The 13,372-nt window shown below is 70.8% G+C and carries 12 protein-coding genes; 6 read left to right on the forward strand and 6 right to left on the reverse strand.

Annotated features, from left to right (window positions below):
- Positions 1–86: 86 nt before the first annotated feature.
- The 6 genes from ACK4K7_RS02330 (at position 87) to hrpB (ending at position 6,540) form a co-directional block, all read left to right on the forward strand.
- Positions 87–752: a response regulator transcription factor gene (locus ACK4K7_RS02330; protein WP_431863539.1), complete on the forward strand. Its 666-nt coding sequence runs from the start codon at positions 87–89 to the stop codon at positions 750–752.
- A gap of 145 nt (positions 753–897) precedes the next feature.
- Positions 898–2,205 (forward strand): ATP-binding protein, encoded by a 1,308-nt coding sequence (locus ACK4K7_RS02335; protein ID WP_431863631.1) that lies wholly within the window; start codon positions 898–900, stop codon positions 2,203–2,205.
- Positions 2,206–2,242: 37 nt separating this feature from the next.
- A complete protein-coding gene (locus ACK4K7_RS02340; protein ID WP_431863541.1) occupies positions 2,243–2,560 on the forward strand; it encodes an AbrB/MazE/SpoVT family DNA-binding domain-containing protein in 318 nt (105 codons plus the stop codon).
- A complete protein-coding gene (locus ACK4K7_RS02345; protein WP_431863542.1) occupies positions 2,557–2,949 on the forward strand; it encodes a type II toxin-antitoxin system VapC family toxin in 393 nt (130 codons plus the stop codon). The genes ACK4K7_RS02340 and ACK4K7_RS02345 overlap by 4 nt, the downstream gene beginning before the upstream one ends.
- The gene (locus ACK4K7_RS02350) at positions 2,946–3,962 is read left to right on the forward strand and encodes a polyprenyl synthetase family protein (protein ID WP_431863543.1); all 1,017 of its coding nucleotides are present in this window, start codon (positions 2,946–2,948) and stop codon (positions 3,960–3,962) included. Before ACK4K7_RS02345 ends, ACK4K7_RS02350 begins: the two co-directional genes overlap by 4 nt.
- Before the next feature lie 31 nt (positions 3,963–3,993).
- Positions 3,994–6,540 (forward strand): ATP-dependent helicase HrpB, encoded by a 2,547-nt coding sequence (hrpB, locus tag ACK4K7_RS02355; protein WP_431863544.1) that lies wholly within the window; start codon positions 3,994–3,996, stop codon positions 6,538–6,540.
- Here the strand turns inward: hrpB and ACK4K7_RS02360 are convergent.
- From ACK4K7_RS02360 to phbB, 6 genes are all read right to left on the reverse strand, one after another.
- Entirely contained in the window at positions 6,530–8,854 is a 2,325-nt protein-coding gene (locus ACK4K7_RS02360) for a putative bifunctional diguanylate cyclase/phosphodiesterase (RefSeq protein WP_431863545.1), read from the reverse strand. The two genes, hrpB and ACK4K7_RS02360, sit on opposite strands and share 11 nt — an antisense overlap.
- A gap of 169 nt (positions 8,855–9,023) precedes the next feature.
- Entirely contained in the window at positions 9,024–10,931 is a 1,908-nt protein-coding gene (locus ACK4K7_RS02365; protein ID WP_431863546.1) for a M1 family metallopeptidase, read from the reverse strand.
- A 30-nt stretch (positions 10,932–10,961) separates the two neighbouring features.
- A complete protein-coding gene (locus tag ACK4K7_RS02370) occupies positions 10,962–11,549 on the reverse strand; it encodes a phosphatase PAP2 family protein (protein ID WP_431863548.1) in 588 nt (195 codons plus the stop codon).
- Between the two features lie 40 nt (positions 11,550–11,589).
- The gene (locus tag ACK4K7_RS02375) at positions 11,590–12,363 is read right to left on the reverse strand and encodes an alpha/beta fold hydrolase (protein ID WP_431863549.1); all 774 of its coding nucleotides are present in this window, start codon (positions 12,361–12,363) and stop codon (positions 11,590–11,592) included.
- An 8-nt stretch (positions 12,364–12,371) separates the two neighbouring features.
- Positions 12,372–12,614 (reverse strand): ribbon-helix-helix domain-containing protein, encoded by a 243-nt coding sequence (locus ACK4K7_RS02380; protein ID WP_431863550.1) that lies wholly within the window; start codon positions 12,612–12,614, stop codon positions 12,372–12,374.
- A 22-nt stretch (positions 12,615–12,636) separates the two neighbouring features.
- Entirely contained in the window at positions 12,637–13,359 is a 723-nt protein-coding gene (gene phbB, locus ACK4K7_RS02385; RefSeq protein WP_431863551.1) for an acetoacetyl-CoA reductase, read from the reverse strand.
- Positions 13,360–13,372 lie beyond the last annotated feature (13 nt).

Consider the following 13,372-nt stretch of genomic DNA (forward strand, 5'->3'; position numbering starts at 1 on the left):
CCGCTCCGCACGGGCGATGAAACCATCGGCGGATGTGCTGGTTGGACGGCAGTGAACAGGCCGAAGCCGAGGCAGAGAGGAAGACGATGCGGGTTCTGATCGTCGAGGACGAACCTAATCTGGGCCGCCAGCTGCGCGCCACGCTGGAAGGGGCCGGCTATGCCGTCGATCTCGCGACCGACGGCGAGGACGGACATTATCTGGGCTCGACCGAAAGCTACGACGCGATCGTGCTCGATCTCGGCCTTCCCGAAGTGGACGGGCTGACCGTGCTCGATCGCTGGCGCAAGGAGGGGATCGCCGTGCCGGTGCTCGTCCTCACCGCGCGTGACAGCTGGTCGGACAAGGTGGCCGGGCTCGATGCCGGCGCCGACGACTATCTCGCCAAGCCGTTCCAGACCGAGGAGCTGATCGCGCGCCTGAGGGCCCTGATCCGCCGCGCGTCCGGCAATGCCAGCTCGGAACTGACCGCCGGCGACGTCCGGCTCGACACGCGCTCGGGCAAGGTGACGCTGGCCGGCGAGCCGGTGAAGCTCACCGCCCAGGAGTACAAGCTCCTGTCCTACCTCATGCACCACAAGGGCAAGGTGGTGAGCCGGACCGAGCTGATCGAACATATCTACGACCAGGATTTCGACCGCGATTCGAACACGATCGAGGTGTTCGTGACGCGCATCCGCAAGAAGCTGGGTCCGGACGTGATCACCACCATCCGCGGCCTCGGCTATTCGCTGGAAGATCCGGGCAGCTGATCCGCCGGGGCGCCCGTTTCAGCGGCGGTCAATGTGGGATCGGACAGGCTGGCGCCATGACGGCACGAGCATCCGCATGCTGATGAAGCGGCCGAAGCCCGCGGCCGAGGCGCGTCGCTCCTCGACCGGCTCGCTCACCCGCCGCATGATCGGCGTGGCGGCGATCTGGATCGCGCTGCTGCTCGGCGTCGGCGGCTATGCGCTCGACCGGGTGCTGACGAGCGCGATCACCCGCAATTTCGACGCGCAGCTCGAATATGTGCTGACCGCGCTCATCGCATCGTCGGAGATCGGACCGGACGGGGAGGTGTTCCTCAACCGCCCGCCTGCCGACCAGCGCTTCCTGGAGCCCTATTCGGGTCTCTACTTCCAGGTGACCGGCGAAGGCTTCGAGCCCTTTCCGTCGCGCTCGCTGTGGGACCGACGCCTGCCGGTCGGGCCCGCGCACGAGGATTTCGACGCCCATCTCTACGACACCGACGCCTTTCCGATGGAGACGCTGCGCATCATCGAGCGCGACGTGCGCCTGCCCGGATCGGCAGTGCGCTGGCGGTTCCAGGTCGCGCACAACCGCGACATCCTCGACGAGCAGATCGGCGTGCTGCGCAAGACGATGATCCGCTCGTTCGGCATCCTCGGCCTGGGGCTCGTCATCCTGGCCGCGCTGCAGGCGATCTACGGCCTGTGGCCGCTGCGGCGGGTGCGCCGGTCGATCGCCTCGATCCGATCGGGCGAGAAATCGCGGATCGAGGAGCGCTTTCCGCAGGAGATCGAGCCGCTGACCGAGGAGCTGAACGCGCTCCTCGCCCATAACGAGGTGCAGGCGGAAGAGGCGCGGCGGCACGCCGGCAATCTCGCCCATGCGCTGAAGACGCCGCTCACCGTGCTGACCAGCGCCGCCGCCGCCGACGCGCCGGACCTTGCCGACGCCGTGCGGCGGGAGGCGGCGACGATGCGCCGCCAGGTCGATCATCATCTCGCCCGCGCCCGCGCGATCGGCCGCCGCTCCAGCGCGCAGGCGCGGGCGGACGTGTGGCCGGCGCTGCAGGCGGTCGAGCGCGCGGTGTCGCGGCTCTACGAACAGGTGACGATCGATCTCGCCGGCGACAAGGACGCCGCGGTGCGCGTGGAGCGGCAGGATCTCGACGAGATGGTCGGCAACCTCATCGAGAATGCGGCCAAATATGGCGGCGGACGCGTGTTCGTGACCGTCCGGACGACGCCCGAATGCGTCGAGATCGACGTGGAGGACGACGGCCGCGGCATCCCGGAAGCGGAGCGCGCCTCGATCTTCGACCGCGGCGCGAGGCTCGACACCGGCAAGCCCGGCACCGGCCTCGGCCTCGCCATCGTCCGCGACGTCGCCGAAATCTACGGCGGTTCGATCCGGCTCGAGGAGAGCGAGGATCTGGGCGGCCTCCTCGCCCGCCTGAAGCTACCCCTGTGCGGCTGAGATTGCGGGGGGCGGCGCGAGCGCCTATTTTGCGAGCATGACCGCTCACACGCGCCTATCTAGGACCGGCGAGGTCGTCGTGCCCCGCGATGTGGTCGCCGGCCAGGGCTGGACGGCGGACACCGAACTCGAACTCGTCTCCTCCCCCGACGGCGTGCTGATCCGGCCGAAGGCCGCGACGGAAGGGACCGAACGGGCGGCGACCGGAGGCGGTGACGAGATCAGTTACGAAGAGTTCCGGCGCAGCCTTCCCAAACATGACGGACGCCCGCCTCTCACCGACGCGGAGATCAAGCTGATCCTCGAGGAGGAGGCGGTGCGGCGCCATCTCGCAAGAACGCGCGGCGCGAGTTGATCTCCGTCGATACGAACATCGTCCTGCGGCTCCTGCTGGAGGATGATCCCACCCAACTCGCGGCCGCCCAAGCGCTGATGGAGCGGCACGAGCTGTGGGTCGCCCACGGCGTGTTGATGGAGGCCGAGTGGGTACTGCGCAGTTTCTACAAATGGTCGCGCGCCCGGTTTTGCCAAGTGATTGCCGATTTCCTCTCGCTTCCGCGGATCCGGGTGGCCGGAAAGGAAGACCTGCTCTGGGCCCTTGACCGCCACGCGGCTGGGGCCGATTGGGCCGACATGTTGCACGTCATCGCCTCCCGGAACCTGGAGGCCTTCGCCACTTTCGAAATCGCGATGGCGAAGGCCGCCGGCGCTGCGCCGCCGGTGCCGGTGGTGGTGATCCCGTGAGCGCGACCGTTCACCCGATCGGCGGCGCGGCGCGCGTGCCCTCGCTCGATCCGATGATCCAGCTGGTCGCGGCCGATCTCAATCACGTCAATGCCGTGATCCTCGCCCGCATGCAGAGCGACGTCGCGCTGATTCCGGAGCTGGCCGGCCACCTCATCGCCGGCGGCGGCAAGCGCATGCGGCCGATGCTGACGCTCGCCTGCGCGCGGCTGCTCGACTATCAGGGAAGCCGCCACCACAAGCTCGCCGCCGCGGTCGAGTTCATCCACACCGCGACCCTCCTCCACGACGACGTGGTCGACGGCTCCGGCCTCCGGCGCGGCAAGCGCACCGCCAACATCATCTGGGGCAATCCGGCGAGCGTGCTGGTCGGCGACTTCCTGTTCTCGCGCAGCTTCGAGCTGATGGTGGAGGACGGCAGCCTCAAGGTGCTGCGCATCCTCTCGCGCGCCTCCTCGGTGATCGCGGAAGGCGAGGTCGATCAGCTCACCGCCCAGCGCCGGGTCGAGACCGGCGAGGACCATTATCTGGAGATCATCAGCGCCAAGACGGCGGCCCTGTTCGCCGCCGCCTGCCGCATCGCCGCCGTCGTCGCCGAGCGCGAGGAGCCGGTGGAGCGCGCGCTCGACAGCTACGGCCGCAATCTCGGCATCGCCTTCCAGCTGATCGACGACGCGATCGACTATGCCTCGGACGCGCAGACGATGGGGAAGGGCGTCGGCGACGATTTCCGCGACGGCAAGCCGACGCTTCCCGTCATCCTCGCTTATGCCCGCGGCTCGGAGGCGGACCGCGCCTTCTGGCGCGCGGCCATGGCCGGCGACCGCGCGAGCGACGCCGATCTCGCCGACGCGATCCTGCGGCTGCGCGACACCGGCGCGCTCGATGACACGTTCGAACGCGCCCGCCTCTACGGCCAGCGCGCGATCGACGCGCTCGGCCCTTTCCCGGCCGGCCGCGCCAAGGCGGCGCTGGTGGAGGCGGTCGAATTCGCGATCAGCCGCGCCTACTGACGGCCCTCTTGGCGCCCGGGCCAGTCGCTTCATGAATGGTCTCCCGATCCACGAAGTGCTCGGCGATCTCCTCGCCGCGCTTCGCCGCGGGCCGAATGCTGTGCTGGTGGCGCCGCCGGGCGCGGGCAAGACGACGGCGGTGGCGCCGGCTTTGCTCGCCGAGCCCTGGTGCACGGGCGAGATCCTGTTGCTCTCGCCCCGCCGGCTCGCGGCGCGGGCGGCGGCGGAGCGGATGGCGGAGCTGGCCGGCGAGCGGCCGGGCGGGACGATCGGCTATGCGACCCGGCTCGATAGCAAGCGCTCGGCCCGCACCCGAATCACCGTCCTCACCGAAGGAATCTTCCTCAGCCGCATCCAGGCCGATCCGGAGCTCGCCGGCGTTTCGGCCGTGCTGTTCGACGAGGTGCACGAGCGCAGCCTCGACAGCGATTTCGGCCTCGCCCTCGCCCGCGACGCGCAGGCCGCGCTGCGGCCCGACCTGCGTCTACTCGCAATGTCGGCCACGCTCGACGGCGCCCGCTTCGCCGATCTGCTCGGCGGCGCGCCGGTGGTGGAAAGCGCGGGCCGGGCGTTTCCGGTCGAGACCGTCCATCTCGGCCGCGCCGCCGAACGGCGGATCGAGGACGAGGTGGCGGGCGCGGTCCGCCGCGCCCTCGCCGAGGCGGAAGGAAGCCTGCTCGCCTTCCTGCCGGGCGTCGCCGAGATCGAGCGGACCGCCGAGCGGCTGGAGGGCCTGCCCGCCAATGTCGACCTCCACCGCCTTCACGGCACGCTCGATCCCGGGCGGCAGCGCGCCGCCATCGCCGCCGCGCCGCCCGGGCGCCGCAAGGTGGTGCTCGCCACTTCGATCGCCGAGACCAGCCTGACGCTCGACGGCGTCCGGATCGTGGTCGATTCCGGGCTCGCCCGGCGGCCGCGCTACGACCGCGCCGCCGGCATCACCCGGCTCGTCACCGAACGCGCCAGCCAGGCGGCCGTGGCCCAGCGCGCCGGCCGGGCCGGGCGGCAGGGGCCGGGGCGGGTCTACCGGTTGTGGGAGGCGGCCGCGACCGCCGCCCTGCCGCGCTTCGACCCGCCGGAGATACTGGAAGCGGACCTCAGCGCGCTCCTGCTCGACTGCGCGCTCTGGGGCGTCGCCGACCCGCGGGCGTTGTGCTGGATCGACCCGCCGCCCGCCGCCGCGATCGACGAGGCGCGCGGGCGGCTGCTGTCGCTGGGCGCGATCGGCGGCGACGGCCGCCCGACCCCGCACGGCAAGGCCGTCGCCGCGCTGCCGCTGCCGCCGCGCCTCGCCCATATGCTGATCGCCGCAGCGGAGCGGGGCTGGGGCCGGACGGCGGCCGAGGCGGCGGTGCTGATCTCGGAACGCGGCCTCGGCGGCAACGAGCCCGACCTCGAGCAGCGCCTGCGCCGCTGGCGCGCGGACAAGGGCAAGCGCGCCGAGGCGGCCCGCGGCCTGGCGCGACGGTGGCTGGCGCTCCAACAGCCCTCTCCCCTTCAGGGGAGAGGGTTGGGAGAGGGGGAGTCGGGGGAGCCGCCCCGCACTCCGGAGAAAAGCTTCTCGAGCCGCCCCCTCTCCCCAACCCTCTCCCCTGAAGGGGAGAGGGAGCTTGGCGCCTGCATCGCGCTCGCTTTCCCCGACCGGGTGGCCCGCCGCCGCGACGCTTCGGGCGAGCAGTGGATCAGCGTGGGCGGCCGCGGCTTCCGGCTCGATCCCTTGTCGCCGCTCGCGCGCGAGGAATGGCTGGCGGTGGCCGAAGTTGGCGGCGCCGCGGCCGGCGCGCGCATCCTGTCGGCGGCGGCGGTGGACCGGCAGACGGTGGAGGAGCTGTTCGCCGACCGCATCGTCAGCGGCGCCGACATCACCTTCGACCCCGCGACCGGCGGCGTATCGGCGACGCGCGGGCGCCGGCTCGGCGCCATCCGCCTCTCGGGCGGCCAGGACAGCCGCCCGGATCCCGCCGCGGTCGCGGCCGCGCTGGTCGAGGGCGTGCGGGCCCATGGCCTCCACCTCCTGCTGTGGAGCGGCCATGCCCGCGCGCTGCGCCGCCGCGCCGCCTTTGCCCGCGCGGTCGATCCGTCCGTGCCGGACCTGTCGGACGATGCCCTGCTCGGCTGCCTGGACGACTGGCTGCCGCTGCTGGTCGCCGGCCGGCGCCGGCTCGGCGACATCCCGCCGGCGGACCTTTCCGGCACGCTCGACGCCCTGCTTGGCTGGGAGGGGCGGCAGAAGGTCGACCGGCTGGCACCCGAACGCTTCGCCACGCCGGCGGGAAGCAGCCACGAGATCGATTACGAGGCGGAGGCCGGCCCCACCGTCACCGTCCGCGTCCAGGCGCTGTTCGGCCTGTCGGACCATCCGGCGGTGGCGGGAGGACGGGTGCCGCTGGTGCTCGCCTTGACCTCGCCGGCGGGCCGGCCGATCCAGACCACGCGCGACCTGCCCGGCTTCTGGCGCGGCAGCTGGGCCGATGTCGCGAAGGAGATGCGCGGCCGCTACCCGAAGCATCCCTGGCCGGACGATCCCACCGCGGCCGATCCGACGCTCCGCACCAAGAAGGCCGCGCTCAGGCGGTGAGCCGCGCCCCTTGCGAGCCGTGGACCAGCTCGGACGCGCGCTCGAAGCTCATCGGGCGGCCGAACAGATAGCCCTGGATCTGGTGGACGCCGAGATCGCGCATCCGGGTGAAGTCGTCGGCGGTCTCGACGCCCTCGGCCGTCACCGTCATGCGGAAGCTCTTGGCGAGGCCGACGATCGACTGGATGATCGCCACCGTCTCCCGGTTCTCGACCGATTCCCGGACGAAGCTGCCGTCGATCTTCAATTTGTGGAACACGGCCTTGTTGAGATAGCCGAGCGAGGAATAGCCGGTCCCGAAATCGTCGAGCGCGATGCCGACGCCGAGCGCGCGCAGCCGCTTCAGCACGTCGAGCGCGTTGGCGCTGTCGCCCAGGAACACGCTTTCGGTCACTTCCAGCTCCAGCCGGTTGGCCTGCAGGCGGTGGCGGCCGAGCGACTCGTTGACCGTATTGGGGAGCGCCGGGAAGATGAGCTGCTTGGCGGAGATGTTCACCGCCACCGACACATGTTCCGGCCAGCAGGCGGCGGCGCGGCACGCCTCCTCGATCACCCATTCGCCCAGATCCATGATCAGGCCGCATTCCTCGGCGAGCGGGATGAATTCGTTGGGCGGCACGATGCCGCGGGTCGGGTGGTGCCAGCGGATCAGCGCCTCGAAGCCGACCAGGCTCTGGTCGAGGGCGCTGATCAGCGGCTGATAGAGCAGCCGGAACTGGCCCATCTGGAGGCCGTTGCGCAGGTCCTGCTCCAGCCGCAGCCGGTCTTCCGCCTCGTTCTGCATGTCGGCGTTGAAGAAGCAGCAGGTGCCGCGGCCCTGGGCCTTGGCTTGGTAGAGGGCGAGGTCCGCCTTCTGGATGAGGTCGTCGACGCTCTGGCCGTCGATCGGGCCGAAGGCGCAGCCGATCGACACGCCGATCCGGATCTCCGCCTTGTCGATATGATAGGGCTCGGCGACCGAACGAATCAGCCGGTCGGCAAGATTCTCCACCGTGCGGCGGCTCTGCGCGTCGCGGATCACGATCGCGAATTCGTCGCCGCCCATGCGGCCGACATGGCCGAGCTGTCCGACTTCGCGCACGAGCCGCTGCGACACGCTCTTCAGCACCGCGTCGCCCTTGGGATGGCCGAACGTGTCGTTGACCGGCTTGAACCCGTCGAGATCGAGGAACATGATCGCGCAGGGCACATTGCTCGACGTCGCCGTCGACAGCGACTCGCCGAGCAGCTGGCGTACGCGGCCGCGATTGGGGAGGCCGGACAATACGTCCATATTGGCGAGGTTGGTGAGGCGCTCCTGCGTCTTCCTGACTTCGGTGATGTCGGAGCCGACCCCGCGGAAGCCCTGGAACTGGCCCGCCATGTCGATGATCGGATCGCCCGCCAGGCTGATCCAGCGGGTGCCGCGCCGGGTCTTGAGCTCCATTTCGAGGTTGGAGAAGGGCTGGCGCTCCAGCAGCGTCCGGCCGAGGACGCTGTTGCCGCCGAGCGTCGCCGGCAGCGAATGGCCGATCAGCTGGGTGGTCGACCGGCCGAGCAGGGCGGTCATCCGCGACGAGATGTAGACCACCCGGTTCTCGGCATCGACCTGCCACAGCCAGCCGACGCCGCGATGCTCATATTCCTTCAGCAGCAGGCGGATCGATTCGGCCTGGGTGCGGGTCTTGGCGATGGTCTGCAGCTGGGCGAAGGTCCAGCGGGTGAGGCGCGCGACGCCGAAGATGCCGGCCGCGGCGACGCCGAGGAAGGTCGCGGCGAGCTGCGGATTGAGCGTGTCGCTGCCGAAGAAATAAGCGAGGCAGAAGGCGACGGTGAGCGTGCCGATCCAGGCGATTGAGGCGGCGGGAATCGCGGCGAGCGCCAGCGAGGCGCTGATCATCGCGGCCATCGCGCCGCCGATCACGACCTGCATCATCGACGCTTCGGGCGCGACGGCGAAGGCGTAGGTCGGAAGCGCCGTCCACACGGCGGCGAGGCCGATCGCTTCGCCGGTGGCCAGCCATTCGGCCTTGCGCTTGGCGGTGCGGCTGGTGCCCCAGGCGGCGGCGTCCATCACCCGGCGGTAGGACGCCCAGTTGAGGAAGGCGACCATGGCGACCCAGCCGACGATCAGCTCGATCCGGATTTCGCCGAACAGCGCCCAAGCGGTGACCAGCGACGCGCCGACGCCCACGATCGCGAAATAGGGCGCGAACTGGGCGCGCGCCTCGATCTGGCCGTTGTGGAGATGCGCCTCGCGGAGCCGCTCGCTGCCGGTTTCGTAGCCGACCGGCTCGTGAGCCGTGTCCGCCGCATCCTCCGGCTGCTGGTCCACTTCCAAGGGAACGGGGGAGTGATACATCGGCTTCCAGTGCGTCCAGGCTGAGTGCCGATCCTCCTATCCCCAAGAGGTTTGATGCTTAGTTAAGGCGTGGAAAGAATATGGCGCGGACGCCGCCGCGCGACAGTTTCGGACAAGTCCAGCGCAAGTCGATCGAAGATGCTCAGGCGTCCGCGCCGCGGCCCATGATCCGGTCGACCGTGCCTTGCGTCACCGCATGGTAGCCGGGCCGCGCGCGGTCGTAGATCCGCTCGGCGGCGGGGCGGCCCCAGTCGCCCTGGGCGACCAGCGCCTCGAACAGAGGCGCGACGAATTTGCGCCGGCCCATCTGGGTCAGGAAGCGCTCGGCCGCGGGCAGCGCCGGGTCGTAGCGGTTGCCGATGGCGAGCCGCAGCCAGGCGAACAGCACCTCCGCATTTCCGGCCTCGCTCAGCCCGAAGCGGCGGTCGAGCGCCTCCAGCCGCTCGCGCGGGAGCTGGCGGGGAAGGGCGTTCAGGAAGCGCAGCCGCTCCGCCGTCGTCCATTGCTGCCAACCGAGCTCCGCCGCCGAGCCGCCCGCCGCATAAGCGGTCACCGCCCGGTCGACGTCGGCGAAGGCGTTCGGATCGGGGCGCACGGCGTTTTCGGGAATGCCGGGCTCGTAGACCCAGCGCTCCAGCCCGATCCGCTCCGCCTCCTCGGCCGACAGCAGGTTGGCGCGCAGGTCCGCCAGGAACATCTCCGACGTCGCCGGCTGGAAGGCGTGGCGGTCGAACCAGGAGCGCAGATAGGCGTCCCACCGTTCGCGGCCGACCGTCTGCTCCAGCGTGCGCAGGAAGGTCGCGCCTTTCTCATAGGCGATCTGGTTCATGCCCGCGTCCGGATCCTGGCCGGTCAGATCGAGGTGGAGGCGGGTCATCGCCGGCGCCAACTGGCCGGCCTCCTCCTGCAGGTCCTCCCAGCCGAGCGCCCGTTCCTGGGCGGCGCGCTTCTCGCCGTACAGCGCCTCCATGATCCGGTTCTCGAAATAGGTGGTGAAGCCCTCGTTCAGCCAGAAGTCCGCCCAGGCGGCGTTGGTGACGAGATTGCCGGACCAGCTGTGGGCGAGCTCGTGCGCGATCAGGCTGACGAGGCTGCGGTCGCCGGCGATCATCGTCGGCGTCAGGAAGGTCAGCATCGGGTTTTCCATGCCGCCGAACGGGAAGGAGGGCGGCAGCACGATCATGTCGTAGCGGCCCCAGCGATAGGGGCCGTACAGCGCCTCCGCCGCCTCCACCATCCGTTCGGTGTCGCCGAGTTCGCGCGCGGCGGCGTCGAGCATCGCCGGCTCGGTCCAGACGCCGGTGCGGGGACCGAGCTCGCGGAAGGCGATGTCGCCGGCGGCGATGGCGATCAGATAGGGCGCGACCGGCTGGGCCATGCGGAAGCGGTAGGCGCGGCGGCCTTCGCCCGCCGGCTCGCCCTCCGGCGCCAGATTCTCGGCGCTCATCACCACCTTGATCGGCTCGGGCGCGGTCACCCGCGCTTCCCAGGTCTGGCGGATGCCGGGGCTGTCCTGGGTGGGGATCCAGCTGCGGTTGAGGATCGCCTGGCCCTGGCTGAACAGATAGGGGTGGCGCTTGCCCAGCGTCTGTTCGGGGGTCAGCCATTGCAGCGCCGGCGCGTCGGGCGCGGAACGGTAGGTGACGACGATCCGCCGCGCCTCGCCGATCGCGACGGTGAGCGGCTGGCCGCGAATCTCGTCGCCTTGCCCCAGCGCCCATTGCAGCGTCGCGCCGTCGGCGGTCGCGATCGACTGGATCTCCAGCCCCTTGCTGTCGAGCACGATCTCGGTCGCGCCGTCCGCCGCCTCTATGTCCAGCGTCGCGGTGCCGCCGATCCGCCGCGCCTCGAAGTCGGTGGCGAGGTCGAGCGCGACATGGGTGACCCGCGCCACCTCCGGCCGGGCGAAGCTGTGATGGTCGCGCGCCTGCTCGGTGGTGAGAATCGGCGCCACCGTCCGCTCCATCCCGGCTTCGGCGGGCGCCTGCTGCTGCCCGGCGGGCGTGCAGGCGGCGGCGAGGATCAGGGCGGCGATGGCGAACAGACGCATATACGGGCTCCGAAACGGTGGAGCCCCGTCTTAGTCGTTCCGGCGCCAGCGGGGAAGCAGCGCGCTCACCGCCGCTTCGGCGGCGAGGCCGATGGCGAGGCCGGCGCCGACGTCGCTCGGATAATGGGCGCAGCGCGGGATCTGCGCCAGCGCGATCACGCCGCCCGCGGCGGCGGCCGGGCGGCCATGCTCCGGATATTCGCGGGCGAAGGCGCGCGCCACCGCCGCCGCCCCGGCGGCATGGCCTGAGGGGAAGCTGGTCTCCTCCTTGGTGTCGGTCCGGCCCGGCTTCATGCCCGTGCTGCCGCCGTTGCGCACCGCGGTGCGGGGGCGGGTGCGGTCGATCCGCGCCTTGACGAAGTTCTTGACGCCGGTGGCCAGCAGATGCGCGGCCGTCATCCGCAGCCCCGCCCGGAACAGCCGCGGATCGCCGGCGGCGAGCCCCGCGACGACGAGGCCGCCGCACAGGCCCAGCATCGGCGGCTGGTCGCCCGTCTCCGCGAGGCCCGCCAGCAGCCGCACCGGCAGCGTCTCTTCATGCGGCGCCGCCGCCTTCGCCACCGCCTCGTCGAGGCGGACCAGCGGGTGGTGGCCGTTCTTGCGCTTCTTCTTCGCCATGGCGGCAGGAACGATCAGGTGAGAAGAAGGTGCCGCCGCTTCAGCCGGTCGATTCTAGGATCAACGCCACCGTCTCGTCCGGCCGGTCCCACATCGGATAATGGCCGCAGCGGTCCAGCCATCGTAGCCGCGCGCCGGGGAATTGGGCGAGCGCGCGTTCGGCCTGGCGCGGCAGGCAGATCCGGTCCTGCCGTCCCCAGACGATCGTCACCGGTCCGGCGCCTTCTCCCGCCGGACCCCGCTGCGCCGGACCGCGGGCGAGGTCGCGGGTCAGCGCTTCGAAGGTGGCGGTGGCCGCGAAGCTTCGCAGCTCCGTCTCGACCGCCTCCGGGTGCAGCGCCCAGGGCCGGGCCGAGATCAAGGGAAGCAGCATCGTCCGTGCGGCGGCGCTGCGTGCCAGCGCGGGCAGGGTGGGGCGTAGCGCCCGGACCAGCTTCACCGAAGCGATCAGATTGGCCTCCAGATAGGTCCGCTCCCAGCCTTGCCAGAAGCCGCCCGGATCGAGCGCGACGACCGCGCCGGCGCGGCCGCGCCGCGCCAGCTCCAGCACCATCCGCGCGCCCATCGAACTCCCGGCCATGTCGACGCTGGCAAGGCCGTGCGCATCGAGGAAGGCGTCGAGGCTGCGGGTCAGCCCCGCGAACGTGTCGCTGTCCGCCTCGGCGGGCGAATCGCCATGGCCGGGCAGGTCGATCGCGATCACCTCCCGGCGCGCGGCGAGGTCCCGTTCGATCAGGCTCCAGGAGCGCCGGCTTCCACCGAGGCCGTGCACGAGGAGCAGCGGCTTGCCGCTGCCTTTGCGGGTCATTTCCATGAAACGACCTACTCGGGGGCGGCGCCAGGGTTCCCCCGCGCCCGTTCGAACAGCCACACCCGGACGGCGCTGGCGAGGTTGGGCGGGTCGGCCGACTCGATCCGCGCCGCATCGATCCGGGCGACGAGCGCGTTGAGCGGCAGCCCTTCCGCCTCCGCCGCCTCGCGCAGCGCCTGCCAGAAGACCGGCTCCAGGCTGATCGAGGTGGCGTGGCCGGCGATCATCATCGACCTTTTCACCGGCCCTTCCATGCCCCAGCGCCCCGGCCGGCGCTCAATACATGTGCTGGCCGCCGTTGATGCTGAGCGTCGATCCGGTGATGAAGCCGGCATCCTCGCCGCACAGGAAGGCGACGCCGCGGGCGATCTCCTCCGCCTTGCCGAGCCGGCCGACCGGGATGCGGGCGACGATCTTGGCGAGCACGTCCTCCGGCACCGCCGCCACCATCTCGGTGTCGATGTAGCCCGGCGCGATCGCGTTCACCGTCACGCCGGCGCGGGCGCCTTCCTGGGCCAGCGCCTTGGTGAAGCCGTGGATGCCGGACTTGGCGGCGGCGTAGTTGACCTGGCCGTACTGGCCCGCCTGGCCGTTGATCGATCCGATGTTGACGATGCGGCCATATTTGCGGCTCTGCATGCCTTCGAACACCGCCTTGGCCATGTTGAAGCAGCCGCCGAGATTGACGTCGATCACCTCGTCCCAGGCCTGGCGGGTCATCCGCTTCATGGTACCGTCGCGGGTGATGCCGGCATTGTTGACCAGCACGTCGACCGGGCCGAGCTCGCTTTCGATCTGCTGCACGGCGGCGATGCAGGCGTCATAGTCCGACACGTCCCAGCGGTAGGACTTGATGCCGGTCCGTTCGGTAAAGGCGCGCGCTTTTTCTTCGTTGCCCGCATAATTGGCGGCGACCACCATGCCCTGGTCGCGAAGCGCCAGGCTGATCGCTTCGCCAATGCCTCGGGTACCGCCGGTAACGATTGCCACGCGTGCCATGTCCAGTCTCTCC

This window comes from Allosphingosinicella sp. (assembly GCF_046295735.1).
In the GTDB taxonomy this organism is placed as follows: Bacteria; Pseudomonadota; Alphaproteobacteria; order Sphingomonadales; family Sphingomonadaceae; genus Allosphingosinicella.